Genomic DNA, 26,004 nt, shown 5'->3' on the forward strand with positions numbered 1-26,004 from the left:
CAATGCAAAACTGAAAGCATTCAGAGCATCACTTAGAGGGGTGAGGGATATTAACTTCTTCCTTTTTAGAGTCGCTAAAATATATGCTTAAAAAATCTTACTCCACCTGATATTCGAATTGATCCAATTATTATAGAAAAAGAATGCTATTCAATAAAAAAATCCCGATCTGCAACTGCAAATCGGGATTTCAAATATCTAGATAAAGAGAGTTTTAGTTTCTTGGCTGATCGTTTTGCATTTCTACATAATCGGCGCTGTTTCTATAATCGCCAAGTAAATGCTTACAGAAATATTCACCACGCAACCAAAACGAATATTCGCTCATGTTGCCAAATCCATGTCGTTGTCCGGGATAAACAAAGAAATCGAATCGTTTGTTGGCTTTTATCAAGGCATTGGCCATTCTAATGGTATTACCAGGATGTACATTGTTGTCGATATCGCCAGTAACAATTAGTAACTTTCCTTTTAGGTTCTTAGCCAAGCTTGGATTCTCGTCGATTTTATAAATAAAGCTAGTGTCTCCTTTTTCAGAAACTTCCTCTTTTACACCATGATGAGTCTCGCTCCACCAGCGGTTGTAAATGTTGTTGTCGTGATTTCCGGCTGCCGAAACAGCTACTTTAAAGAAATCAGGGTAAACCAACATTGCAGCTGTAGACATGAACCCACCGCCTGAGTGTCCAAAGATTCCTACTTTAGTAATATCGATAAAGTTAAATCGGTCGGCCAATTGTTCCAAACCAACTTTTTTATCTTCCAAACCATAATCTCTTAGGTTGCCATAACCATAGTTGTGATACCATTTCGATCGGGCAGGATGTCCACCTCTGTTTCCAATAGTAACCACAATAAATCCTAATTGTGCCATACGGTCGGCTCTGTCCATATGAGTCGAAAAGCTTTTGTAAACGGCTTCGGTTTGTGGTCCTGGGTAAACATAGGTAAGAACAGGATATTTTTTGTTAGGATCAAAATCGAATGGCTTGTACATCACCCCATAAATATCGGTTACTCCGTCGCCAGCTTTCACCATAAATGGCTCTGGAAATTGATAGCCAGTTTCAAATAATCGAGAAAGATCAGTGGTTTCCAAATCGATTATTTTACTGCCTTTTGAATTGTATAAGGCCGAAACAGGAGCTGTATTTACTCTAGATGAGTTGTTTACAAAGTAGTTGTTCTGATCGTTCAGACTAACATCGTGCGAAAAGTTTCCTTTGTTTAATAGCTTAAGTCCTGTACCATCAAAATTTACACTGTAAAGGTGAGTGTAGTATGGATCTTCGTCCTTCTCACGAGCATTTCCTGTAAAGTAAAGCACTCTGTTTTTTTCATCAATTCCCTCAATTTCTTCACAGTGCCATGGTCCTGATGTGATTTGATTCTTTAGGTTTCCTTCTCCATCGTAAAGGTAGAAATGTGCCCAGCCATCGCGTTCCGACCAGTGAATTAGTTCTTTTCCATTGTTTACAAAACCCAATTGCTTGGTTTCAATATAGGTGTTTAAACGTTCTTCAATAAGTACTTTTACTTCACCGGTTGTGGTGTTGGCAGTACAAATATCAACACGTTTCATATCGCGACTCTGACGCTTGAAATACAATAAATCGCTTGTGGCCGACAGCCATTTTGAAAACTTTAGTTCATCATCGGCATCCATCTTTTTTCGAGGAGCTCTTAGAATAGAAAGGGTTTGATCTTTAAAAGCTGCGGTTTTAACTTTTACAGATTTTTTACTTTCCCAATCGAAAATTAGAATTTCATATTGTGGAGCTTCTTTTTCTCCTGGCATATGGTATTTGTATTTTTCTAATGTTGGTCGGGGCGAAGCTACCGAGTTAATCACCCAAAGATCTTTAACTTCACGCTCATCTTCTCGGGTTAGTGCAAACTTTTTAGAGTCGGAAGAAAAAGTTACATAGGTTTCTTTTCGTTTGTCTTTTTCTTCTTCTATCTCTTTGTTGGTTTTGCCATAAGTGCCACTACCATAGCTATAATATTCTACACCATCGGTAGTTAATTCATGTTCGATAATGGTAGAATCTTTCTCGTTTTTTTGTGCTTTTTTATAGTTTTCGGCATCCATCCAATAAAGGTTGTGATGTTTTGCAAAAATCACATACTCTTGATTTGGAGCTACCGAAGCCCACTCTTTTTGCTCTAATGGCTTTTCAAACTCATTCAACAAATTTAGTTTTTGAGAAGCAATATGGTATTCGAAATGCCATACTTTAGGAATCATTTTCTTTTTGGCTTTTTTCTTTTTTTCGCCATCTTTTTCTTCTTCCTGTTTGTCTCCGTCTTCCTCGTCGTCTTTTTCTTCCTCTTCTACCAGCTCACTTTTTACTTCAAACTGAATTGTTTTTTCATTATTAATAAATTTCAGCTTACTAATATCTAAGTGCTGTGCATCAAACGGATCGGCAGTTAAACGGCTAATGTCAGCAGCCATTTTTACGGCATTAAACAGTTCCGATTTTGTGTTGTTTACCGGATTAACTAAATAGTAGAATTCTCCTTCAGATGTTTTGTAGTTGTACCAGAATTTTTCACCACTTTTTAGCCAATGAGGATCAACACTGGTCGAAAAAACTATTTTTCTTAGTCGGTTTGGCGAGAATTTAGCCGCCAATTCATAATTTGCTTTGGTAACAGGCGTTTCCTGTGCAAATAATCCTATTCCCATTACTACTAATAGGAGGGTAAGTAAATTTTTTTTCATGTAATTGAGTTATGCTGTGTTGTATTAAGACAACTAAAATAGAAATAGGATGAATAAGAAGTCTTCTTTTTTTTCACTTTTCGATAAGAGGGTTCATTTTCGGGATGTATGAGCGGTAATTAAGATTCTAAAGTCTGCTAAATTTTATGTTGCCGATAGTTCTAATAGTTTAAGAACAGTATTCCAGTTGCGTGATGTGGCTTTTACTTTTAGTTTCGATTCGAAAAACTGATTGCTGAGTTTGGTTTTGTGATAGGGACCAGAACAGTAGATAAAAATATCTTTATGGATAATTTGAAAACAGTCTGGTTCAAAGTTTAATGCACTAATTGTTTTGATTAAATCTTCTTTTGGGTTTTCGTTAAGAAAAGTAAGACAGAGGTTTTTATTTTCATGAATTCCGATATATGGATTTGTCTGAACAGATTGTTGCCATTCTTCTTGTGTTCGCACAATTACCGGTACTTCGAATCCGTATTTTTTTAAGATATTCTGACTTATTATTAATGCTACTTCATGATTTGGGCATTTTTGGTAGTCGAAAATTACGTTTCCGCTTTGTATGTAACTTTTACAATTTGTAAACCCTAAATCGGCATACATATCTTTAAGATCTGCCATTAATATTTTCCGCTTACCACCAACATTTATTCCTCGTAACAGGGAAATATATTTTGTATTCTCGTTCATAGTAATTAGTTAGTGGTGAGTAATATAACTTAGTAAATTATTCTGCTTGTGTTTGCAGTTTTGCTTCTTCGTAAGCTTTAAGTAAGCGCTTTGGAACTAGGGAAGGTCTTTGTTTTTCAAGATTGTAAAAACAACCGATTTGTTTGCCTTTGCAATGAATAAGGTCACCAGAGAATATTTCAAGATCCATTTCCCATTTGCTCGATCCTAAATTTTTAATTCTGCATATTCCCCTGGGATGATCATGAATGGTTAAGGGAAGCTTGTAATGTACTTCTGTTTTAATTAATATAGGAGATATGTTGGTGGCTATCATTTCATTATAGGGGAAGTGTTTCTCTAAAAAAAGATGCCTTAAATCTTCAAACCATCTAATATATACAATATTACTTACGATTCCCATTGCGTCAATATCATAGGCTTTAATGCCTATTTCCATTTCAACGATCATTAAATTATCTGTCATTATTTATGATTTTTAGGTGCTTGTTTTGTTGCGTGGTAAATGTAATTATTTAAGGGTTAATATTTAATTGCATTTACTATGAAATTAATGCTTTGCTTTGCGAATTGCTAAGGAGGTGTAGCTATTCATTGAGAAATTGAAATAAGAAAACCCCACAAAGAAATTAATCTAGTGGGGGTTATGTTTTTAGTGATCTGTGCCTTATCTTCTGGCTTTATCTAATAATTTTAAATCAGCCAATGCAATTGCAGTTGCGGCTTCAATAATTACTGGTACTCGTAATGCTATGCAGGCATCGTGTCTACCTTCAATTAGTAAATCTTCTACTTCTCCTTTGGCAAAATTCATGGTTTTCTGATTAATGCCAATCGATGAGGTTGGTTTAATAGCCACACGAAATACAAGTTCGTTTCCGTTGGTAATTCCTCCATTAATTCCTCCTGCATGATTGGTTTCTGTTTTTCCTGATGCATCAATAAAATTATCGTTGTGCTCCGAACCTTTCATTTTAGCAGCAGCAAAGCCAGAACCAAATTCGATTCCTTTGGTTGCAGGGATAGCAAAAATAAGGTGAGAAATCATCGATTCTACCGAATCGAAGAAGGGTTCGCCATATCCAATTGGAAGATTGTTAGCGCGACATTCTACAATACCTCCAACCGAATCGTGTGCAAGTAAAGCTTCTTCAACAGCAGCGTCAAAATCTGTTTTACCACCAACTTCAGTTAGTTTGGCATCAATTTTCACATTGCCTAATATCTTTTTGGCAACCACGCCTGCCGCAACAATACCAAGGGTAATTCTTCCTGAAAAATGACCACCTCCCGTATAATCATTGTGTTCTCCAAATTTATGTTTCGCAACAAAATCGGCATGTCCAGGGCGTGGACTGTCTAATAAATTACTGTAGTCTTTCGATTTAGTATTTTTGTTGTGGAATAGGATAATTAAAGGGGCACCAGTAGTTTTTCCTTCAAAGGTACCACTTAGTATGCTTGGCATATCTGCTTCAATTCGCGGGGTTGTACCTCTCGCTCCAGCCTTTCTACGACTTAAATCCGGTAAAAGGTCTTCATCTGTTAAGTCGATTCCCGATGGGCATCCGTCGATGGTAATTCCAACTCCTTTGCCATGAGATTCTCCAAATATGCTAAGTCTAAATATTCTTCCGAAATTATTCATTTATTGTAATTATTAGTATACAGTCATATAGTAGCTAGTAAAAATAGCTATTGTTTATTTTTCATTGTCAAGTAGTGAATGAAAATTTACTTCATTTCGAATTTGCACTCCATTTTTTGCCAGTAATTCGGCAGTAAGGCCATTTCCTTTTCGATGTTTTCCAGTGAAACTGCCATCATAAATTTTTCCATATCCGCATGACGGACTGTTGGCTTTTAAAATTACCATGTTGCAATTTAAGGCTTTTGCAACATTTATGACTATTTCGGCACCTTTTGTAAATTGGGATGTATAGTCGTTTTTATCTTGGTCAATCACCTTTAATTCATTATTTACTTGTACAATTTCGCAAGATATACGAGGCGTACCTAGGCCTCCTAATACCTCTGGACAAAGAGCGAGGGCTTTATTTTCCAGTACAAGTTGCTTAATTTCTGGAATTTCGTTGCTTTTGCCATCGTACCTGCATTCACAACCGGCTAAACAAGCGCTAACTATTATCATAGGTAAATTTAAATGCTTAAAAAGGGTTTCATGTCAAGTAGTGATTTATTGTTTCACTTCTTAGATCTAATGTTTTATTCTATTGTTTATACAAACTGACTATCGAAATAAAATTGAGCAACTCCGCCACCTATTTTTCGTAAATCCGTAAAGAATTCTGGATACGATTTGGCTACGCATTCGTGCTGACCAATTTCAATCGGACTTGGAGATGCTAATGCGGTAACCGCAAGTGCCATGGCAATTCGATGATCGTTATTACTTTTTGCTAATCCTCCTTTTACTTTGCCACCGGGAATAATCATTTCATCACCTTCGATGCGAATTGGAACTCCGAGCTTTAAAAATTCTTTTTTTAGAACGAGACCACGATTACACTCTTTATATTCTAATCGGTGAACTCCTGTAATTCTGGTTTCTCCAGCACAATGAGCTGCTAAAGCAACTAAAGGAGGGAAAAGATCAGGACTATGTGTTGCATCAAAATCAAAGGCATTTAAGCCTTTCTTCTCTACTGTTAAATTGTTTCCTTCCCATTTAATGGAAGCTCCGCATTTTTGCAAGGCATCTAAAATTGCTTTGTCAGCTTGATAAGAATCAGGATTCATATGCTCCAAAGTAATACTTCCTGTTAATGCTCCAGCAACTAAAAGAGGAGCTGCCGAACTCCAATCTGCCTCAATTGTGTACTCCGTTGGTTGATAGATTTGATTTCCTTTTATATGAAAGTTCTCGTAATTCTCATGCTCTATTTCAATACCGAAATGCTTTATTAGATCCAGAGTCATGTTGATGTAAGGAATACTTTTTAAGTCTTTTACTTTCAGTGTTGTATCTTCGTCTCGTAAGGGCAGAGCCATTAATAGACCTGTGAGGAATTGAGAACCAAGCGATCCGTCAATTTTTGCAAAATTACTCTTGTAGCCACCTTTTATACGAATGGGTAGAAATCCTTTGCCAGGATTTTGACAATCAATACCCAAATTTTCCAATCCTTCGATAATGTTCTGAACGGGTCTTTTTAAGATGCTTCCAGTTCCAGTAATTTCCATTTCTTCTGGTTTTAACGCAACAATCGGCGAGAACATCCTTAATGAAAGTCCCGATTCTCCAACATGAATGCTTTTGGGAGCTTCGCTTACTTTGGAAGTTATCTCTAAAGAATTTTCCTTTTTGGTGACAACCGAACCCATTCGCTGGATGATATCTGTTGCGGCATCCGCATCTTCACATTTACAAGGATTGTGAATTACAGAGTTTCCGTTAGCCAACATGGTAGCGGCTAAAGCTCTTTGCATCATGCTTTTCGAGGAAGGAGGGGTTAGTTTTCCTTTAATGGTTGAGGATTGGATTCGAACTCTCATAATTTTGGTTTTTTAAAGGGCTGATTTAGGATTGGCACAAAGTCCAATCACCATGGTTTTTAGTTCTTCAATAGGAATGGTAACAATGGTGGCTTCTCCTATTTTTTTTAGTAGAATAAAATCTATCGTTGATCGATTTTTCTTTTTGTCTTTAATTAAATATTGATTAATAGTTTCCGCAGAAACATCATGCTGTAATGGTAATCCAAAGTCATTTAATAAATTATTGACCTTTTTAGTGTTATCCTCACTTAATTCACACAAATCTTGAGATATCCGGCAAGCTAAATTCATTCCTACAGATATCGCTTCTCCGTGAGTTAAATCAGAATTATTTTCAATAGCATGACCAATAGTATGGCCGAAATTTAATTTCTTACGTTCTCCTTTTTCAAGAGGATCGCCTTCTACCACTTCAGTTTTAATGGAAACAGCTCGGTATACTAAATCTTCCATCAAATTAGGATCTAAATTCAGTAATGCTTCCCGATTTTCCTTTAGAAAATAGTACAGATTTTCATCTTTAATGAAAGCGTGCTTAATTACTTCCCCAAATCCACTTCTAACTTCCCGTTTAGGTAAGCTTTGTAGCAAAACCGGATCGCAAATCACAAACCTTGGAGGATTAAACCTGCCAATCATATTCTTTAGTTTGCCAAAATTGATTCCATTTTTGCCACCAACACTCGCGTCTACCTGAGATAGTAGGGAGGTACTAATAAAGCCGAACTCAAGTCCTCTCATAAAAATAGAAGCAACAAAACCAGTAACATCAGAAACCAAACCGCCTCCCATTCCCAACAAAAAACTATTTCTGTCAGCACCTCTATCTAGCAATTGCTCAATAATTTTTTCGACCGTTAGCCAGTTTTTATTTCCTTCGCCACAACCCATAACGATATAATCGAATTGCTTAACAAAGTCGGAATAATGTTTATATATATTCTCATCGCAAATCAGAAAGCATTTCTTCTCGGGGAGATACTTGCTAAGGTTGAGATAAGATTCTCCAACATAAATACTGCTGTTTTGTTTTTCGATGTGTATGGTCTTCATTGTTTTAAAGAGATGTGAGATAGGAGATATTAGATTATGAGAGACGATCAATCTCATCTCTCATTTCTAAATTCTCAAACCTATTGTTATGAGTTCATGATTTCTTCCTGCTGATTGATTGATTCTTGGTGGATGGCTTTGAATAAGCTATTAATGAATTGTTCACTAAATCCTTTTTTCTTTCCATTTTCCATGCTTTTTTCTAAAATAGATCCCCAACGTTTGTTTTGTAAAACGGTGATGTTATTTTCTTTTTTATAGTGACCAATAGTTTTGGCAACCTGCATGCGATTTTCCAATAACTCTAATAATTTTTGATCGAAATCATCAATTAAATGTCTTAATTCGCCAAGGGTGTTGTCAACCAGTTCATTACCAGCTTCTGGGTCGCGAAGTACCAAGTTGGCCAAAAGTTCTTTAAGTGCTACTGGGGTTAATTGTTGTTTGGCATCACTCCAAGCTTCTTCTGGCTTGCAATGCGATTCAATAATTAATCCTTCGTAGTTTAAATCCATCGATTTTTGAGCTACTTCATCTAATAAATCACGGTCTCCTGTAATATGACTAGGATCGCAGAATATTGGCAGTTGTGGCATTCTTCTCTTTAATTCAATTGGAATTTGCCATTGAGGATCATTTCTGTATTTTAATTTCTGGTAGGTCGAAAATCCACGGTGAATTGCGGCTAATCGTGTTAGTCCAACAGCATGAAGTCTTTCTATTGCACCCATCCATAATTCTAGATCGGGATTGATAGGATTTTTTACTAAAACTGGAATGTCGTGACCACGTAAAGCATCAGCAATTTCCTGAACAGCAAATGGATTAACTGTAGTTCTTGCTCCAATCCATAAAATATCTACGCCTGCACCTAAAGCTAGTTCAACGTGACGGGCATTGGCAACTTCTGTTGCAGTAATTAATCCGGTTTCTTCTTTTACTTTTTGCAACCAGATCAATCCTTTTGCTCCAATTCCTTCAAAACTATTTGGACGGGTACGTGGTTTCCAAATTCCGGCACGGAAAATTGGAATACCCGCTGCTTTAATGCCACGTGCAGCATCCATTACTTGTTCTTCAGTTTCTGCACTACAAGGTCCTGCAATAACAAGAGGGCGCGTACTGACATCTATTGGCCAGCTACTTAGTGGTTTGATATCCATGTCTTTCATTATATTGTTTTTTATACTCTTTTTCGAGTGATTAAAAATATGGTTTTTACTTAGATGATATTCCGTACTATATTATGCTACTTTTTAACTAAACTACATGTATAAGAAGCAAATTGTTATTTTATTCTTGTCGCCTTTTTTGCAAATAATTATGCTCCAGTCTTAATTTTTGATGCTTGTTGTATGGTTTCTTTCTCGTTTTTTTCTTTCTGATCAAGAACTCTTCTAATATCGTTGGCTTCAAATATTAAATCATTAATGCCATTTAAATCATCCTTCTCAATTAAATCCTTAAATTGTTGAAGTTGGTCAATATATTTTTGAAGTACTTTTCCAACATTCTTTTTGTTTTGCTGAAAAATTGGAGTCCACATTTCAGCCGAACTTTTTGCTAAACGAACGGTAGAATCAAATCCACCACTAGCTAATTCAAAAATGTGTTTGTCTGCTTTTTCTTTGTGCAATACGGTTAAGGATAGAGCGAAAGCACTAATGTGCGATAAATGAGAAACATATGCAGTTTGTCTGTCATGTACTTCGGCATCCATAAACACACATCTCATTTTCAAACAATGAAACATTTCGCTAATCAGTTGAACTGCTTTTTTGTCGGAATCTTCGGGATTACAAATAATGGAACATTTTCCATCGAATAATCCTGAATGTGCAGCCTGTGGTCCTGAAAATTCAGTTCCGGCCATTGGGTGAGCTGGTACAAATTGACTTCTTTTAGGATGATTTGCAATCGACTCTATTAATTGTTCTTTGGTAGATCCTAAATCACTTACTATTTGATGATGAACTAGATCCATAATTTTTGGCAGCACTCTTAAGCAGGCATCTACGGGAATGGCTAGAAGAACCAAATCGGCGGCTTGCACTGCAGTTGTTAAATCCTGAATTTCATCAATTAAACCTAACTTTTTAGCAGCGTGAGCATTAAGGGTGTTGTTGTCAACACCAATTACCTTGTTTACGAATCCTCTTTTTTTCAAATCAAGAGCTATCGAACCTCCAATTAATCCCAATCCTATTACTGATAGTATCATTTTATTTCAGTATTGAGTAATAAGCTTAAAGTAACAAGTATTACTATTTTTAAAGTATGGATACTTGTGTCTCGAATCTTGTTACTATTTTTTAATTCGTTTTATGGCTTCTTCAATTACAGCCTCGCTACTACATAAAGAAATGCGAATGTATTTATCGCCTTGATCTCCAAATATTCCTCCTGGAGTAATAAATACTTTTGCTGTATTGAGTATTTTGTCACTCAATTCGTAGCCATCTTTGTATTTCTCTGGAATTGCAGCCCAAACAAACATCCCGCCCTGATCTTCTCTGGGAGTGCATTCAATTAGTTTCATTAGTTGGAAAACTAATTTACGTCTGGTTTTATACACTTTATTAATAGATTCGTACCAACTTTTATCCTGCGATAAGGCTTTAATTGCAGCTTGTTGAACTGGGTAAAACATCCCAGAATCCATATTGGTTTTTACCTTTAATACAGGCTCTAACATTTCGGCTTTTCCGCAAATCATTCCAACTCTCCAGCCCGGCATATTGTGCGATTTGCTCAGCGAGTTTAATTCAATACAACAATCTTTTGCTCCTTCAATGCTCATAATACTCATTGGAGAGTCATTTAAAATAAAGCTGTAGGGATTGTCATTCACGATTAATATTTTGTATTTTCTTCCAAAAGCAACTATTTTTTCTAGTAATTCTCTACTTGCTCGAGCTCCTGTAGGCATATGAGGATAGTTGACCCACATAATTTTCACCTTGCTTAAATCTCTTTTTTCCAGTGCCTCAAAATCGGGTTGGTAATTATTCTCTTCAATCAAAGGATAAGAAACAATTTTTCCGCCTAATAGGTTGGTTACCGATGTGTAAGTAGGATAGGAGGGATTTGGAATTAATACTTCATCACCTTCATTCAAATAAGCCAATGAGGTTACCATGATTCCTTCTTTAGATCCCATTAAGGGTAAAATTTCGTTGGCCGGATTTAAATTTACATTGTAGAAGGTTTTGTACCATTTCGAAAATCCTTCTCGTAAAGCAGGAATTCCTTGGTAGGATTGGTATCCGTGACTTTTAGGATGAGAACAGGCTTCTTTAAGCATTTCCCAAGTATCTTCAGAGGGAGACATGTCCGGATCACCTATTCCTAGGTTAAGAACTTTTACTTTACCTTCGTTAAGTTTTGCTATTTCTTTTAGTTTTATAGAGAAATAGTACTCCTTTATTCCCTGAGTTCTGTTTGCTGGTTGAATCATTATGCTTGTGGTTAAAATTTTGGTTCCGAGTTATAAAAAAAATCCTGCTCGTTAGGAACAGGATTTTAGTTATACTTTTTACTTAAAATTAGGTATAAGGCATCCCGCCCGGTCGTTGTTGTACCAGAAATAAAAATAATAATATCGAAATGCTAATCCTAAATTGGTCATTGTAATTTTTTATATGAAAAAGGTCCTACCTGATGGGCAAGACCTTTAAATGTATCTGTTCGAGTTGTTACATATCAATTCTTGCCCTTATCGTTGTGGATAATAGAAATACCAGAAATAATAAAAGTAAGTACTGAATGTTTTCATTGTAATAATCAATTGTTTCATTATTGTCTGCACCAAATGTAGGAATTATTTCTTATCCTGCAAATCTATTTTTTAGAATTAATTAATTGCTAACGTTTGTATTGTTCGGGTTCATTTGCCTGCAGAGGTTATATAGTGAAGGAAAATGAGAATTTTAGATAAAAAAATAAAAAAAATATATCCTTGTTAGGTTTTTGATTGTGAGAAAAGGGAGTGTTGTGATAAAAAATAGACTTTCTTATTGGGAAACCCCTTTGTAGTGATGGTGAACTTGTAAAAGTATTTAAATAGGTTTTTAGTTTTGTGATTTTTTTTTTAAGAAAAATAAAATATCCTGTATCCCTTTGTAGTAAGGGGATTGATTGCTTTTGAATTGGTTTTAAAAGATTTTTTTAATTATTTATATTTGGATTTTGAATAAATTATTAATTAGATTTGTAGGAAGAAAAAAGACAAAAGATGATTGGAATGATTAACAAATATTGGTGGTGGCATAGCTGTGAACTCTCAAAACCAGAGCAGAGGTGACCCCCGTATGTGCAAAAATTAGTTCCTAAAAATATAAGAACATAGCAAACGGCCTACTGATACTCAGTAGGCCGTTTTTTTTTGAATCGAAATTAACTATTAGCCAAATGATAAAGTTTAAATACTTAAAAAAAGAATTACTAGCCGATGTAATTACTCCGGTGAGCATGTATCTAAAATTGAGAGATCGGTTTCCTGGTGCAATTCTATTGGAGAGTTCGGATTACCACAGTCCGGAAAATGCCAGTTCGTTTATTGCCTTGGAACCAATTGCCAGCATCACTTTAAGAGATGGACAATTGATAGAAGAAATTGAAGGCAAAAAAGAAGTTTGTGATGCAAGAGGCAAAGGCAAACGCTTTGTGTCTGGGAAGCTGAAAGACTTTGTTGGTAAGTTCGATTTAGAAGGAAAGGAAAATGTGCCAAAGGCAAATGCACTGTTTGGTTATACCACTTACGATGCAGTTCCTTACTTCGAGGATTTATATTTTGATTTGAACAAGAAGCAGTCGGGCATTCCTCAAATGTGTTATTCCCTTTATCGTTTTATTATTGAGGTAAATCATTTCAATAATACCTTGAAAATTATTGAGTTAGTTAAAAATGGTGACGATTCCAGAATACGTGAAGTAGCTGATTTATTGAATAATAGAAACCTTCCTTCTTTTACTTTTTCTTTGAATGGGGAGGAACATTCTAATATGGATGATGAAACCTATATAAATATGGTGACACAGGGGAAAAAGCACTGTAAGAGAGGTGATGTATTTCAAATTGTTCTTTCTCGACAGTTTTCTCAAGCTTATAAAGGTGATGATTTTAATTTGTATCGTGCTTTACGATCAGTTAATCCATCGCCTTACTTGTTTTATTTCGATTACGGATCGTTTCGGATCATGGGCTCATCGCCCGAGGCACAGATCGAAATAAAAGATAAGAAAGCATACATTCACCCAATTGCAGGTACCTTCCGAAGAACTGGCGATGCTGTAAAAGATGCCGAATTGGCGAAAGAGTTACTAAAGGATGAAAAAGAGCAGGCTGAACATGTGATGTTAGTGGATTTGGCAAGAAATGATTTGAGCCGCGATGCACAGAATATCAAAGTAGAAACTTTTTGTGAGGTGCAGTACTTTTCGCATGTAATTCATTTGGTATCTAAGGTTTCGGGTGAACTTCCTAACGGATATAATCCTTTTCAGTTAATGGGAGATACCTTTCCGGCTGGAACCTTATCGGGTGCACCAAAATACCGTGCTATGCAGTTAATTGATCAGTATGAACCAACAGCTAGAGGTTTTTATGGCGGATGCATTGGTTCTTTGGGTTTTAATGGGGAAGTGAATCAAGCGATCATGATTCGTAGTTTTATGAGCAAGGACAATCAGTTGTATTTTCAGGCTGGAGCCGGAGTGGTTGAAAAATCGAAAGAGGTGAACGAGTTGAACGAAGTGAGTAATAAATTAGCAGCCTTGCGAAAAGCAATGGAATTAGCGCAAACTATATAGGATATGAAGATTTTAGTTTTAGATAATTACGATTCCTTCACCTATAATTTGGTGGAATATTTGCGAAACTTAGGTGCGAAGGATATTGAAGTGCACCGAAATCGAGAAATAGATTTGAAAGAGGTGGCAAAGTTTGATAAGATTCTTTTGTCTCCCGGACCAGGGATTCCTGACGAAGCGGGTATTTTAAAAGATGTGATTAGAGAATACGCTGCAACGAAATCAATATTAGGTGTTTGTTTGGGTGAACAAGCTATTGCAGAAGTGTTTGGAGGGAGTATTCAGAATTTAGATAAAGTTTATCATGGAGTAGCGACTTCAGTTTTTAGAACTGCTGATGATAAGGGTGTTTTGCAGGGAATCGATCAGGAGTTTACAGCAGGAAGATATCATTCTTGGAATGTGGTGAAAGAGAATTTACCGGCTTGTTTAACTATTACCTGCGAAGACGCTGAAGGACAAATCATGGGAATTCGCCATAAGGAATACGATGTACAAGGTGTTCAGTTTCATCCTGAATCTGTATTGACTCCTAATGGTCTGAAAATGATTGAAAATTGGTTGAATTCTTAAGTCTAATATCTCAATTCTCATATCTCAAATCTATATAAACAATGAAAAATATACTTCACCATTTATTTGAACACAAAACGCTTAAAAGAGAAGAAGCCAAAGAGGTTTTGATTCAGATTACAAAAGGAAATTTTAACGAATTTCAAATTACTTCTTTTCTAACGGTGTTTATGATGAGAAGCATTACGGTTGATGAACTAACCGGATTCCGGGAAGCTCTTCTTGAATTGTGTCTTCCGGTGGATCTGTCAGAATACAATGGCGTTGATTTGTGCGGAACTGGTGGCGATGGCAAGAATACTTTTAATATTTCTACTTTAGCATCTTTTGTAGTTGCCGGAGCGGGGGAAAAAGTGACAAAGCATGGAAATTATGGTGTGTCTTCTTTTTGTGGATCATCGAATGTAATTGAGCATTTAGGTTATCAATTTAAAAATAAAGAGGCCGATTTGAAACGAGATTTGGACGAAGCGGGAATTTGCTTTTTACACGCTCCTTTATTTAATCCAGCCATGAAAAATATTGCACCTATTCGTCGCGATTTAGGAGTTCGAACTTTTTTTAATATGCTGGGTCCATTGGTGAATCCATCGCGACCAAAAAATCAGATTGTAGGAGTTTTCGATTTGGAATTGGCTCGTTTGTATCAGTATTTATTGCAGGAAACAGATTCTAATTTTACAGTGATTCATGGTATAGATGGCTACGATGAAGTTTCGTTGACCGGAAAAGTGAAGTTGATTGGAAATAGAATGGAAGAGCTGTTGGAGCCGGAAGCATTTGGCAAGAGAAGCTTAAAGCCTGAAGAATTGTATGGTGGCGAAAGTGTAGAGGAAGCAGCCAAAATCTTTGTTGATATTCTGAAAGGAAAAGGGACTTACGCTCAAAATGCGGTGGTAGGCATTAATGCTGGCTTAGCCATTCATTGTTTGCATCCTGAAATAACCCGGGCAGATGCAATTGGAAGAGCAGAAGAGGCTTTGCTTTCGGGAAAATCGTATGAGGTATTAAAGAAATTGACCAAAAGAAACTAGTCATGAATGCAAAGCAAAATATACTAGACAAAATAGTACAACAAAAATTGGCTGAAGTAGCCCTTCAGAAGGAACAAATGCCCATTTTTCAATTGATGGAGCAGGATAATTTCAAGCGAGTTTGTTATTCTGCAAAAGCTTCGATTAGTAAGGAGGGAGCTTCGGGTGTAATTGCGGAATTTAAGCGTCAATCTCCTTCAAAAGGAGTGATTAATGGTGATGCGAAGCCAGAACAAGTGGTAAAGGCTTATCAGGATGCAGGGGCGGCCATGGTTTCTGTTTTAACTGATGAGAAGTTTTTTGGAGCCAAATCTACCGATTTCGAGGTGGCTAGAAATACTTTGAGCATTCCATTGCTACGGAAAGAGTTCATCATTGATGCTTATCAAATTTACCAATCGAAAGCAATGGGAGCCGACGTGATTTTATTGATTGCCGCTATATTGAGCCCGCAACGATGCAAGGATTTTGCCTTTATCGCCAAGGATTTGGGGATGGAGGTACTACTCGAATTGCACGATGAATCGGAATTGGAACATGTGAATAGTTTTGTTGATTTGGTAGGAATCAATAATCGAAACTTAAAAGATTTTTCGGTAGATACCGATCGATCGATACGATTAGCAAGCCAATTACCTGTAAATATGATTCGTGTTGCAGAAAGTGGTTTGGATAGTCCCGAAGTGGTTCAAAAAATGAAGAAGAATGGTTTTCAGGCTTTTTTAATGGGCGAACACTTCATGAAAACGGATTCCCCAGGCGTGGCTTGCAAACAATTTATTTTGGAAATGTAGGGACAACGCCATGACGTTGAAAGATGTCCAAAAAAACGGGTAATTGTCATTCTGATCCCGATGGATCGGGACGAAGAATCTCATGGTTTAAGAAACAGATGTTTCGACAAGCTCAATAGGTCATTAATATATTGAAAGTTTTTTTTGGATATCCTTATGCAAACAAGAAAATAAAAAACAATGAAAATTAAAGTCTGCGGTCTTCGCGATAAAAGTAATGTTAAAGATCTGATGGTGTTGTCTTTGGATTATATGGGCTTCATCTTTTATTCAAAATCTGCCCGCTTTGTAGGAGACGATTTTGATGCGGAAATTACGAAGATGATTCCTTTACATATCCGTAAAGTTGGCGTTTTTGTGAACGAATCAGTAGAAAAGATTCTGGCTTTGGCAAAGAAATATCAACTCGATGTAATTCAATTACATGGCGATGAAAGTCCGGAAGATTGTAAGTTGATAAAAGATGCAGGCCTAGAGGTGTTTAAGGCTTTTCAGCTGAATGAGGCCTTTCAATTTAAAGTGCTGGATAAATATCATAAAACTTGTGATTATTTTCTATTTGACACGAAATCGGAAGCTTATGGTGGAAGTGGTAAGAAGTTTAATTGGGAAATCTTAAAAAAATACAAAGGCGAAACAGCTTTTTTTTTAAGCGGTGGAATAGGAAGTAAGGATGTGGAAGCGATAAAAGAGTTTAAGCATCCTAAATTAGTTGGTTTGGACGTAAATTCAGGTTTTGAAAAGAGTCCGGCTTTAAAGGATGCGGTGTTGGTAAAAGAGTTTTTAAAATCAGTAAGACAAAATTAAGATGAGCAATAATAAATATGCAGTAAATGAACGTGGTTACTACGGGCAATTTGGTGGTGCTTACATTCCGGAATTGTTACGTGCTAACGTAGATGAGTTACGGGAAAACTACTTGAAAATTATTAATTCGGAGCAGTTTCAAAAGGATTATAAACGATTGTTGGATAATTATGTAGGGCGACCAACGCCATTAACAAAAGTGGAGAATTTGTCGAAGCGTTTCGGAACGAATATTTACCTAAAAAGGGAAGATTTAACGCATACTGGAGCGCATAAAATTAACAATACCATTGGGCAGATTTTAATTGCTAAATACATGGGCAAAACGCGTATTATTGCCGAAACAGGAGCAGGGCAACATGGAGTAGCAACGGCTACTGTTTGTGCTTTGTTTGGTTTGGAATGCGTTGTGTATATGGGAGCTCTGGATATTGAACGTCAGGCGCCTAATGTTGCTAGAATGAAAATGCTGGGCGCTAAGGTTGTGCCTGCTATTTCGGGTAATCAAACCTTAAAAGATGCTACCAACGAGGCTATTCGCGATTGGATTGCTAATCCGTATTCTTTTTATTTGATAGGATCGGTGGTTGGACCACATCCTTATCCCGATATGGTAACAAGATTACAGTCGATTATATCGAAAGAAATTCGTGAACAACTAACTGTCGAAACGGGAAATCCGAATCCTAATTATGTGATTGCTTGTGTGGGTGGAGGAAGTAATGCTGCTGGTGCCTTTTATCATTATTTAAATGAGGAGAATGTGAAATTAGTAGCTGTGGAAGCATCAGGTTTGGGTGTAGACAGTGGCGAAACAGCTGCAACCATAACTATCGGAGATGTAGGTTTTATTCACGGAAGTAAAACCATGCTAATGCAGGATGAAGATGGACAGATTACGGAGCCTTACTCTATTTCAGCTGGTTTGGATTATCCAGGTGTAGGTCCCTTGCATGCACATTTGGCCGAGACTGGCAGGGCACAATTCCTCTCTGTTACCGATCAGGAAGCTTTGGATGCTGCTAAAGTGCTGGCGCAATCAGAAGGAATTATTCCGGCTTTGGAATCGGCACACGCTTTAGCTGCTTTGGAAAAAATAAAATTCTTAAAAGAGGATGTTGTGGTGGTGAATTTGTCAGGTAGAGGCGATAAAGACATGGAAACCTACATGAAACATTTCAATTAATAATTAGTAATTAACAATTAACAATTGGATTTTAGTAATTATTAATTTCTAATTGTTCATTATTCATTGTTTATCATGAACCGAATAGATCAATTATTTCAAAATAAAGGAAAGGATATTTTATCCATCTATTTTCCTGCTGGATATCCAAATCTGAACGATACTGTTCCTAACTTGCAGCTTTTGCAGGATAAAGGAGTCGATTTGGTAGAAATTGGAATTCCATTTTCCGATCCTTTGGCCGATGGGCCGGTAATTCAGCTTGCAGCAAAACAAGCTTTAGATCAAGGAATGAGTCTTAAGTTGCTTTTTGAGCAATTAAAAGAGGCTCGAAAAACAATTACAATGCCTTTGATATTGATGGGCTATTGGAATGTAGTGTTTAAGTATGGTGTTGATTCTTTTGTGGCAGATTGTCAAAGCTGTGGTATCGATGGAGTGATTTTGCCAGATTTGCCTTTGGAAGAGTATGAAGAGGAATTTAAGGTAAGGTTTGAGGCGCATGGTGTATATAATATTTTGTTAGTAACGCCACAAACTACGGAACAACGTATGGTAAAAATTGAAAAAGCTGCGAAAGGGTTTTTATATATGGTTTCGTCCTCGGCAACAACTGGTGGAGCTTTAGAACAAAGCAAGGAGCGGGAAGAATACTTTAAAAAAGTAGCAAGTCTGAATATTCCTTCCCTTATCGGATTTGGAATACGCGACAAACAAAGCTTTCAGCATGCCTCCAGTTTTTCGAACGGAGCAATTATTGGAACAGCATTCATTAATGCGTTAACGAGCGGCACGGCTCCCGAATTTCTGGATTCATTATTGTAAATTGAATCTCAGCTCGTCATACCCTGACTATAAGCGAGCCGTTCCTATCAGGGTATGACTTGTTTTTAAGCTTTGAGCAATAGGTTTGGAATTAAAATTTGTCTCGTTTAATTTTCTTTGTGGTATTTCGTAATATTCTTCGTTACCTTGGTGATTCAACTTTTAGACTAGTTTAAAATATCAGCTTGATAGCTATTGCAATTAAAAAAGTAATATATACGTTAAAGCACCCGCAAAATAACCAATTAATGCTACCCAGCTAATTTTTTTCAAGTACCAAAAGAAGTCTATTTTTTCGATTCCCATTGCTGCTACACCCGCAGCCGATCCAATAATAAGAATACTACCACCAGTTCCAGCACAATAGGCAATAAGTTCCCAAAAATAATGGTTGGTAGGAAAGGTATGTAAATCGTACATTCCCATAGATGCTGCTACTAAAGGCACATTATCTATTATAGAGGAAAGAATTCCAAGCGACATGGCTATGGTAGTAAGATTTCCAACCGATTTGCTAAGCGCTGTTGCTAGGTTTGCAAGTAAGCCAGTAGATTCTAATGCGGCAACAGCCATCAGAATACCCAGAAAAAATAAAACACTTGGGATGTCTATTTTGCGTAATGCATTTGTTACCGTAATTTTATGCTCGTAGGCTTTATCTTTATTCAAAAGTTCAGTTACAATCCATAATATCGATAAGCCAATTAGTATTCCCATAAATGGAGGTAAATGAGTGATCGATTTAAAGATAGGAACAAAAATTAAGGCGGCTATCCCGATAAAAAAGACGATATTTTTCTCGTGATTTAAAATGTGAGATTCATGACTGGGTTGATCCATTTGCTGAAAGCTTCCTTTTACCATTTGCGAAATTAAAAATAGAGGAATCAGCATACTGATTAAACTAGGTAAAAATAATTTATGCATGATATTCACCGTAGTTATCTGACCACCAATCCACAGCATGGTTGTTGTAACATCACCAATGGGAGTCCAGGCTCCTCCAGCATTTGCCGCTATCACAATCATACCAATAAACATTAATCTTTCGTGTTTTTCATGCAATAATTTGCGGATAAGCGTTACCATTACAATCGTAGTGGTAAGATTATCGAGAACTGCCGAAAGGAAAAAAGTAATAAAGCTTAAAATAATCAGCAGTGTTCGTTTATTTTTTGTTGTAATTTGTTTTGTGATTACATCAAAGCCACTGTACGAGTCAATTAACTCGACTATGGTCATAGCTCCTATAAGGAAAAATAGAATTTGTGATATACTCCCAATGTGTTCTACCAGTTGATGAACGATTGCTTCCGAATCGGACTGAAATAAAACGTAAGTGGTCCAAATTACACCTCCTGTTAAAAGAGCAATAGCTGCTTTATTGATTTTAACTTTACTTTCGAGGGCAATTAGTGCATAGCCAATGCTAAATGCAATGAGAATAATCGTGTTCATTGTTATCTTTTTTGTAGTAAGTGAAACTATGAAAATAAATTACTTTTTTAGTGTTTATTCTTGGCAGGGGGGACACGATGCCTTAAAGTTTCAGCTTGTGAAACTTCTAACGAATGTAATCATAAAACAGGGTTGGGTGTTTTCGGTTTGAGAAAAAAAATAATTGTTTTAACGATTCTTAACTATTCCTATTGAATTTTTTATTTGAGTGATTTGAATTTTGTATCGTAGGATAGGCTAGGGAAGTGGAATTTGGTGTTTTTTGATATTGGGCTTTTATTTAGACTTAAAGTATCCTATTAATTAAATACAACATAATAAAAATAGTTTTAGAGAAATATAGCATCTAGCGTCGTCATCAGCTTTCGATTCTGGTGGGTAAGTAAAAGAATTTTGAATGTAGAGAAGAAAATTGATGATAGGTTTTGGAATGCTAATAAAGTGTTGTTATCGCATTCCAGCTTTTTTAATAAAAGCTTCGGCTTTTTCGGTTTCTGGTTTTGTAATAATACTAACGCTTATAAATATAACGGCGGACGCAAGCATTCCAATAAGAGCTTGTTGTACGGAAGCAGTTTCCCATGCTTTTGGTAAATTTACTCCTAATGCAATTAAAAGATTGTAGGTAGAGAATAGTAAGCCAAATAGGATTGATACTGTTGCAGCTTTGGAATTTCCTGCTTTCCAGATGAAGCCAAGTACCAAAGGAACAAAAGCTCCTGTTGCCAGAAAATCGGAACCAATCCATGTAATTTTAAGAATTGAACGTATCTCAAGTGCGATTAGTAATCCTAAAAAAGAGATAATTACAGTTGAGATCTTACCTGCCCAAACCATTTGTTTTGGTTCAGCATTCTGGCGAAATAATTTTTTGTAAATGTCGATACTTAAAACCATAGCACCAGTATTAATCATCGAGTCCATGGTCGACATAATGGCGGAGCACAAACCAACAAATAGTAATGCTGCTAAACCAAGGGGCATGTACCGAATTATGATGGCTGGTACAATTCCACCTTCGGGTACGGAATCGAATAAACCGAAACTAAGCACTCCAGTTAAAGTAACAATAAGGTATAATGGAATAAAGATGACAAAAGCCAAAGACATCATCTTCTTTGCATCGCCAGGAGTTTTACTAGCCGAAATTCGTTGCCAGATGTTGGCTTGAATCATCCAGGAACAACCGAAGGTAATGATAAAAACAAAGTTGTTGGAGAGGTTATGAAAGAAGGAAAGGAATTCAGTTTTGTTTGCATTTAATGCTAGTTGTTGCACTTTCTCGAAGCCTCCCGAATGTTTGTACGCGAAAACGAAGAGTACAATTGCCGCAATCAGTAAAAAAAAGAATTGAATGATATCGGTAACCACTACACCTTTAAATCCGCCAAAGAAAGAGTAGAGTAGAACGATGCTTGTACCTGTTAAAGCAGCAATTTTGTAATCGATATTGAAAAAAGCCTGAAAGAATTTACCGATTACTACCGCTTGGGTGGCAACTCCTAAAATCATAAAAACAAGAATAAGCAAGGAAAGAAGAAAAGCAACTGTTTTGTTGTAACGTAATTCCATTAGCTGTGGTTGGGTAATGGTTCCTATTTTTCGGATGGCTTTTGAAAATAGGTACATTAAAAAGGTAGCAAAGAGAACCGGCATCCCATAAATCCAAAACGAACTGATTCCCTGATTAAATCCATGATCGACCAAATCAATAGCAGATCCACCTCCCCACCACGATGCAATAAAAGTGATTGCTAGAGCCCCAAATGACAGCTGTCTGCCAGCTAAAAAGTAATCTTCGGAGTTTTCGCTTTCTTTTGAGCGAAGAACAATAATCATAATTGCTGCAAAGTAAAGAATTAGTAGAAGTATGGAGAGTAGTTGAAGTGGATTCATTTATTTTTTGTTTGAAATAAAATAATACCTTAAGTCATTTAAAGAAAAAAATCTTTAAATGACTTAAGGTTTTTACTGTGAAATGTTTACTGGGATGTTAGTTCGCTAAAACATTCTTAATTTGTTGATTTTAGACAGTTGTAACGTTATAAATATACTTTATTTACTTTGATATCGATTGCAATATTTTTTTGAAAAAAAAATATGTTAATTCAGTATTGAGTACACATTAAGATGAGGAAAAAATAATATAAAAAAGCAAGGATATGCTGTGTTTATTATGAATTAATTTGATAACTTTGGTGATATGCAAGCTTTTTTTATGATAAAGCAACGCATCTAATCGACTGAAAACCAAATCCAAAATCGTTTGCGCATGGACTACCTTAAGTTTGACAAAGCTCAATTGGTAAATACCGAATATTCCTTAAAAAAGGAGTATATCCGAACCAATCGTGCTGGCTCTTTCGCCAGTTCGACTATTATCAATTGCAATACTCGAAAATATCATGGACTTTTAATTTGTCCAATTGATCATTTTGGAGGTGATAATCATGTATTGCTATCCTCTTTGGATGAAACAATTATTCAGCATGATGCACCTTTTAATCTAGGGATTCGTAAATTTCCTGGCGAGTATAGTCCAAAAGGGAATAAGTATGTTCGTGAGTATTTTATGGATCCAACTCCTACCATAGTTTATAGGGTAGGTGGTGTGGTTCTGCGAAAGGAATTTTTATTGGTTGAAAAAGAGCAACGGGTTTTGGTTCGTTATACATTATTGGAGGCAAATTCACCTACGATTATCCGTTTGCAACCTTTTCTCGCATTTAGAAATATTCATGCCCTAACAAAGGCAAATATGGATGCGAATACCAGATCCGAGACCGTGTGTAATGGGGTTAAAATCCGATTGTATCAAGATTTTCCTTATTTATACATGCAATCGTCGGTTGAGTCGGAATTTGTTCATGTGCCCGATTGGTATTACAATGTAGAGTACAAGGAGGAGAAAAGAAGAGGATACGATTGTCACGAGGATTTGTTTGTGCCTGGTTATTTCGAAATGAATATTTCAAAAGGGGAGTCTATTGTATTTTCGGCAGGAACAAAAGAGGTTTCACCAAACACAATAGCAAAGCAATTTGCTTCGGAGTTAAAAAAGAGAGTTACTCGCGATAGTTTTAATAATTGTTTGGAAAATTCAGCAGTTCAATTCTTTTCAAAAAATGGAAAAGGAACTGGAATTATTAATGGTTTTCCTTGGTTTAGTACCAGCGAACGAAATACTTATTTATCCTTGCCGGGATTAACACTATCTCGTGGGGATCAGAAAACATTTTTGGAGGTGTTTAATACAACCTTTGGTAGGATATGTGATCGTTTTTCAAAAGATCCGGTACTTAATAAAAATAGATTCTCAGTAGATGTTCCATTATGGTCATTTTGGACACTGCAAAAATATATTGAAGCAGGAGCGGATAGAAAGGAAGTTTGGAAACACTATCGCAAAAAACTCAAGGAGATTTTACAGCATTATAAGCAGGGATCAAATTTAGCAATTAAGATGCATGATAATGGTTTGCTATGGACAATAGAACAAGGCGTAACCTGGATGAATGTTAAAAATAATGGAGTATTTCTTAATCGACGAATGGGTTATGTGGTAGAGATAAACGCTCTTTGGTACAATGCAATTTGTTTTGCATTAGAAATGGCCGAAGAGGCGAACGAGAAAGCTTTTGTTGAAGAGTGGTTTGGTGTTAAAGAAAGCTTGAAGAAATCATTTATAGAAACGTTTTGGGATGAAAGTAAAACTTACTTGTCGGATTATGTAGATACAACACATAAGAGTTGGGCGGTTCGACCTAATCAATTATTTGCTGTGTCGCTTCCTTATTCTTGTCTTTCCCGCGATCAAAAGAAAGCTGTGATGGATATGATTAAAAAGGAGTTATTAACTCCCAGAGGGCTTCGTACGCTTTCTCCTAATAGTCACGAATATATTGGAAAGATTTTGGGAGGAGAAGAAGTTAGAAATTCAGCTTTTCATTACGGATCGGTATATCCATGGCTTTACGGACACTATGCTGAAGCATATATAAAGCTATTTAAGGAGGCAGGAGAAGGGTCTGTTCGACGATGGTTTGTTGAATTTGAGGATTGTTTAAATGAGCGGGGACTTGGTACAATATCTGAGGTTTATGATGGAAATCCACCATATCTCCCCAATGAAGCAACCTCCTACGCATTAAGTGTAGCCGAAATTATTCGAGCAAGTAAAATGTTACATCAATCATCTTTAAAATAGCTGTATATGAAAGTTTTAATGTTTGGGTGGGAATTTCCACCACATATTTCTGGAGGATTAGGTACGGCTTGTTATGGATTAACCAGAGGCTTGGCAAAAATTGATGATTTAGACATTATTTTTGTGGTCCCTAAAGCTTATGGGGATGAGGATCAGACTAAAATGAGTTTGGTGGGAGCCAATTCTGTTACTATCCAACAGGTACAATCCCACGTCGAGAAATTTAAATCTCAACACACTTATCTCGAAGTAGATTCCCATTTGGTTCCCTATAACGATCCGGATGAATATTATACCTTTTCGAGTCAGGATTTATATGGAAAAAATAAATTTATAAAAGTTGATAAGGAAGGAAAACTGGAGTTTAGTGGTAAATATGGTACTAATTTAATCGAAGAGATTTATAAGTATGCATATGTTGCATCAACAATTGCCTCGGCTCACGAGCATGATGTGATACATGCTCATGATTGGCTTTGTTATCCTGCTGGAATAGCAGCAAAGGAAGTATCCGGGAAACCATTGGTAATTCATGTACACGCCACCGATTTTGATAGAAGTGGAGGTAATGTAAATCCAAAAGTTTACGAAATTGAAAAAAAAGGAATGGATGCGGCTGATAAGATTATCGCGGTTAGTAACCTAACTCGTAATATTGTTATCGAAAAGTACGGACAGGACCCGAATAAGGTGGTAACCGTTTACAATGCTGTTGAACCAGTTTCTTTAGAAGAAAAACTCAAAATTAAAAAAGGGGTTAAAGAAAAAGTTGTAACTTTTTTAGGTCGTATCACCATGCAAAAAGGACCGGAATATTTTGTGGAAGCAGCTTATCAAGTCTTAAAAAGGACAAATAATGTACGATTTGTGATGGCTGGTAATGGAGATATGTTGGAACAGATGGTGGATCGGGTAGCTCAGTTAGGAATTAGTGATAAATTTCATTTTACAGGCTTTTTAAAAGGAGATGACGTATTTAAAATGTTCCTTTTAAGCGATGTTTATGTGATGCCTTCCGTGTCGGAGCCCTTTGGTATATCGCCTTTAGAGGCTATGCAATCAAATGTGCCAGTAATTATTTCTAAACAATCTGGTGTGTCGGAGATACTGACCCATGCAGTAAAGGTTGATTATTGGGATATAGAAGCAATGGCAGATGCCATTTATGGAATAATTAAATACAATGCTCTTTCGGAAGTTTTTAAGGAAGATGGAAAAGAGGAAGTGGATAATTTGAAGTGGGCGAATGCGGCTATCAATGTTCATGATGTTTATGTTTCCGCAATTAAATTATTCAAACCACTAACTAAAAATTAAGA

21 protein-coding genes are annotated in these 26,004 nt (G+C 36.4%); 9 read left to right on the forward strand and 12 right to left on the reverse strand.

Going from position 1 to position 26,004, the window contains the following annotated elements; genetic code table 11:
* Positions 1 to 214 precede the first annotated feature (214 nt).
* From BZG02_RS16355 to BZG02_RS16400, 10 genes are all read right to left on the reverse strand, one after another.
* Positions 215 to 2,728, reverse strand: a complete 2,514-nt coding sequence (locus BZG02_RS16355) for a S9 family peptidase (protein ID WP_101262705.1) — start codon at positions 2,726 to 2,728, stop codon at positions 215 to 217.
* 144 nt (positions 2,729 to 2,872) lie between these two features.
* Positions 2,873 to 3,418 (reverse strand): DUF1697 domain-containing protein, encoded by a 546-nt coding sequence (locus tag BZG02_RS16360; RefSeq protein WP_101262707.1) that lies wholly within the window; start codon positions 3,416 to 3,418, stop codon positions 2,873 to 2,875.
* 37 nt (positions 3,419 to 3,455) lie between these two features.
* A complete protein-coding gene (locus BZG02_RS16365) occupies positions 3,456 to 3,884 on the reverse strand; it encodes an acyl-CoA thioesterase (protein WP_180335757.1) in 429 nt (142 codons plus the stop codon).
* 201 nt (positions 3,885 to 4,085) lie between these two features.
* A complete protein-coding gene (locus BZG02_RS16370; RefSeq protein ID WP_101262711.1) occupies positions 4,086 to 5,066 on the reverse strand; it encodes a chorismate synthase in 981 nt (326 codons plus the stop codon).
* 54 nt (positions 5,067 to 5,120) lie between these two features.
* Positions 5,121 to 5,570: a 2-thiouracil desulfurase family protein gene (locus BZG02_RS16375; protein ID WP_101262713.1), complete on the reverse strand. Its 450-nt coding sequence runs from the start codon at positions 5,568 to 5,570 to the stop codon at positions 5,121 to 5,123.
* 86 nt (positions 5,571 to 5,656) lie between these two features.
* Complete coding sequence (gene aroA, locus BZG02_RS16380) at positions 5,657 to 6,934, reverse strand: 3-phosphoshikimate 1-carboxyvinyltransferase (RefSeq protein WP_101262715.1); 1,278 nt, start codon at positions 6,932 to 6,934, stop codon at positions 5,657 to 5,659.
* Positions 6,935 to 6,946: 12 nt separating this feature from the next.
* Positions 6,947 to 7,990: a 3-dehydroquinate synthase gene (gene aroB, locus BZG02_RS16385; RefSeq protein ID WP_180335758.1), complete on the reverse strand. Its 1,044-nt coding sequence runs from the start codon at positions 7,988 to 7,990 to the stop codon at positions 6,947 to 6,949.
* 86 nt (positions 7,991 to 8,076) lie between these two features.
* Complete coding sequence (locus BZG02_RS16390) at positions 8,077 to 9,162, reverse strand: bifunctional 3-deoxy-7-phosphoheptulonate synthase/chorismate mutase type II (protein ID WP_101262721.1); 1,086 nt, start codon at positions 9,160 to 9,162, stop codon at positions 8,077 to 8,079.
* A 149-nt stretch (positions 9,163 to 9,311) separates the two neighbouring features.
* Positions 9,312 to 10,211: a prephenate dehydrogenase gene (locus BZG02_RS16395; RefSeq protein WP_101262723.1), complete on the reverse strand. Its 900-nt coding sequence runs from the start codon at positions 10,209 to 10,211 to the stop codon at positions 9,312 to 9,314.
* Positions 10,212 to 10,295: 84 nt separating this feature from the next.
* Positions 10,296 to 11,447 (reverse strand): pyridoxal phosphate-dependent aminotransferase, encoded by a 1,152-nt coding sequence (locus tag BZG02_RS16400; protein WP_101262725.1) that lies wholly within the window; start codon positions 11,445 to 11,447, stop codon positions 10,296 to 10,298.
* 953 nt (positions 11,448 to 12,400) lie between these two features.
* Here BZG02_RS16400 and BZG02_RS16405 point away from each other — a divergent pair.
* The 7 genes from BZG02_RS16405 to trpA all read left to right on the forward strand — a co-directional run bounded on the left by BZG02_RS16405 (position 12,401) and on the right by trpA (position 19,020).
* Positions 12,401 to 13,801 (forward strand): anthranilate synthase component I family protein, encoded by a 1,401-nt coding sequence (locus BZG02_RS16405; protein ID WP_101262727.1) that lies wholly within the window; start codon positions 12,401 to 12,403, stop codon positions 13,799 to 13,801.
* A 3-nt stretch (positions 13,802 to 13,804) separates the two neighbouring features.
* Entirely contained in the window at positions 13,805 to 14,374 is a 570-nt protein-coding gene (locus BZG02_RS16410) for an anthranilate synthase component II (RefSeq protein WP_101262730.1), read from the forward strand.
* A gap of 41 nt (positions 14,375 to 14,415) precedes the next feature.
* Positions 14,416 to 15,408: an anthranilate phosphoribosyltransferase gene (trpD, locus tag BZG02_RS16415; RefSeq protein WP_101262732.1), complete on the forward strand. Its 993-nt coding sequence runs from the start codon at positions 14,416 to 14,418 to the stop codon at positions 15,406 to 15,408.
* Positions 15,409 to 15,410: 2 nt separating this feature from the next.
* On the forward strand, positions 15,411 to 16,202 hold the full coding sequence (gene trpC / locus BZG02_RS16420) for an indole-3-glycerol phosphate synthase TrpC (RefSeq protein ID WP_101262734.1): 792 nt from the start codon (positions 15,411 to 15,413) through the stop codon (positions 16,200 to 16,202).
* A gap of 180 nt (positions 16,203 to 16,382) precedes the next feature.
* The gene (locus BZG02_RS16425; protein ID WP_101262736.1) at positions 16,383 to 17,009 is read left to right on the forward strand and encodes a phosphoribosylanthranilate isomerase; all 627 of its coding nucleotides are present in this window, start codon (positions 16,383 to 16,385) and stop codon (positions 17,007 to 17,009) included.
* Between the two features lies 1 nt (position 17,010).
* A complete protein-coding gene (gene trpB / locus BZG02_RS16430) occupies positions 17,011 to 18,195 on the forward strand; it encodes a tryptophan synthase subunit beta (RefSeq protein WP_101262738.1) in 1,185 nt (394 codons plus the stop codon).
* 75 nt (positions 18,196 to 18,270) lie between these two features.
* Positions 18,271 to 19,020, forward strand: coding sequence for a tryptophan synthase subunit alpha (trpA, locus tag BZG02_RS16435; RefSeq protein WP_101262741.1), 750 nt, complete (start codon positions 18,271 to 18,273; stop codon positions 19,018 to 19,020).
* Between the two features lie 201 nt (positions 19,021 to 19,221).
* Here trpA and nhaD read toward each other — a convergent pair whose 3' ends face one another.
* Both nhaD and BZG02_RS16445 read right to left on the reverse strand, forming a co-directional pair.
* A complete protein-coding gene (gene nhaD, locus BZG02_RS16440) occupies positions 19,222 to 20,478 on the reverse strand; it encodes a sodium:proton antiporter NhaD (protein WP_101262743.1) in 1,257 nt (418 codons plus the stop codon).
* A 447-nt stretch (positions 20,479 to 20,925) separates the two neighbouring features.
* On the reverse strand, positions 20,926 to 22,374 hold the full coding sequence (locus BZG02_RS16445) for a sodium:solute symporter family protein (protein ID WP_101262745.1): 1,449 nt from the start codon (positions 22,372 to 22,374) through the stop codon (positions 20,926 to 20,928).
* A gap of 376 nt (positions 22,375 to 22,750) precedes the next feature.
* Between BZG02_RS16445 and BZG02_RS16450 the strand changes: the two genes are divergently transcribed.
* Entirely contained in the window at positions 22,751 to 24,685 is a 1,935-nt protein-coding gene (locus BZG02_RS16450) for a glycogen debranching enzyme N-terminal domain-containing protein (protein WP_101262747.1), read from the forward strand.
* Between the two features lie 6 nt (positions 24,686 to 24,691).
* Positions 24,692 to 26,002, forward strand: coding sequence for a glycosyltransferase family 4 protein (locus BZG02_RS16455; protein ID WP_101262749.1), 1,311 nt, complete (start codon positions 24,692 to 24,694; stop codon positions 26,000 to 26,002).
* Positions 26,003 to 26,004: the final 2 nt, after the last annotated feature.

Source organism: Labilibaculum filiforme, from assembly GCF_002843315.1.
In the GTDB taxonomy this organism is placed as follows: Bacteria; Bacteroidota; Bacteroidia; order Bacteroidales; family Marinifilaceae; genus Labilibaculum; species Labilibaculum filiforme.

Bases quoted from the DNA above. Each gene is read 5' to 3' on its own strand.
- BZG02_RS16355 (WP_101262705.1), bottom strand. From the start codon at position 2,728: ATGAAAAAAAATTTACTTACCCTCCTATTAGTAGTAATGGGAATAGGA.
- BZG02_RS16360 (WP_101262707.1), bottom strand. From the start codon at position 3,418: ATGAACGAGAATACAAAATATATTTCCCTGTTACGAGGAATAAATGTT.
- BZG02_RS16365 (WP_180335757.1), bottom strand. From the start codon at position 3,884: ATGACAGATAATTTAATGATCGTTGAAATGGAAATAGGCATTAAAGCC.
- BZG02_RS16370 (WP_101262711.1), bottom strand. From the start codon at position 5,066: ATGAATAATTTCGGAAGAATATTTAGACTTAGCATATTTGGAGAATCT.
- BZG02_RS16375 (WP_101262713.1), bottom strand. From the start codon at position 5,570: ATGATAATAGTTAGCGCTTGTTTAGCCGGTTGTGAATGCAGGTACGAT.
- aroA (WP_101262715.1), bottom strand. From the start codon at position 6,934: ATGAGAGTTCGAATCCAATCCTCAACCATTAAAGGAAAACTAACCCCT.
- aroB (WP_180335758.1), bottom strand. From the start codon at position 7,990: ATGAAGACCATACACATCGAAAAACAAAACAGCAGTATTTATGTTGGA.
- BZG02_RS16390 (WP_101262721.1), bottom strand. From the start codon at position 9,162: ATGAAAGACATGGATATCAAACCACTAAGTAGCTGGCCAATAGATGTC.
- BZG02_RS16395 (WP_101262723.1), bottom strand. From the start codon at position 10,211: ATGATACTATCAGTAATAGGATTGGGATTAATTGGAGGTTCGATAGCT.
- BZG02_RS16400 (WP_101262725.1), bottom strand. From the start codon at position 11,447: ATGATTCAACCAGCAAACAGAACTCAGGGAATAAAGGAGTACTATTTC.
- BZG02_RS16405 (WP_101262727.1), top strand. From the start codon at position 12,401: ATGATAAAGTTTAAATACTTAAAAAAAGAATTACTAGCCGATGTAATT.
- BZG02_RS16410 (WP_101262730.1), top strand. From the start codon at position 13,805: ATGAAGATTTTAGTTTTAGATAATTACGATTCCTTCACCTATAATTTG.
- trpD (WP_101262732.1), top strand. From the start codon at position 14,416: ATGAAAAATATACTTCACCATTTATTTGAACACAAAACGCTTAAAAGA.
- trpC (WP_101262734.1), top strand. From the start codon at position 15,411: ATGAATGCAAAGCAAAATATACTAGACAAAATAGTACAACAAAAATTG.
- BZG02_RS16425 (WP_101262736.1), top strand. From the start codon at position 16,383: ATGAAAATTAAAGTCTGCGGTCTTCGCGATAAAAGTAATGTTAAAGAT.
- trpB (WP_101262738.1), top strand. From the start codon at position 17,011: ATGAGCAATAATAAATATGCAGTAAATGAACGTGGTTACTACGGGCAA.
- trpA (WP_101262741.1), top strand. From the start codon at position 18,271: ATGAACCGAATAGATCAATTATTTCAAAATAAAGGAAAGGATATTTTA.
- nhaD (WP_101262743.1), bottom strand. From the start codon at position 20,478: ATGAACACGATTATTCTCATTGCATTTAGCATTGGCTATGCACTAATT.
- BZG02_RS16445 (WP_101262745.1), bottom strand. From the start codon at position 22,374: ATGAATCCACTTCAACTACTCTCCATACTTCTACTAATTCTTTACTTT.
- BZG02_RS16450 (WP_101262747.1), top strand. From the start codon at position 22,751: ATGGACTACCTTAAGTTTGACAAAGCTCAATTGGTAAATACCGAATAT.
- BZG02_RS16455 (WP_101262749.1), top strand. From the start codon at position 24,692: ATGAAAGTTTTAATGTTTGGGTGGGAATTTCCACCACATATTTCTGGA.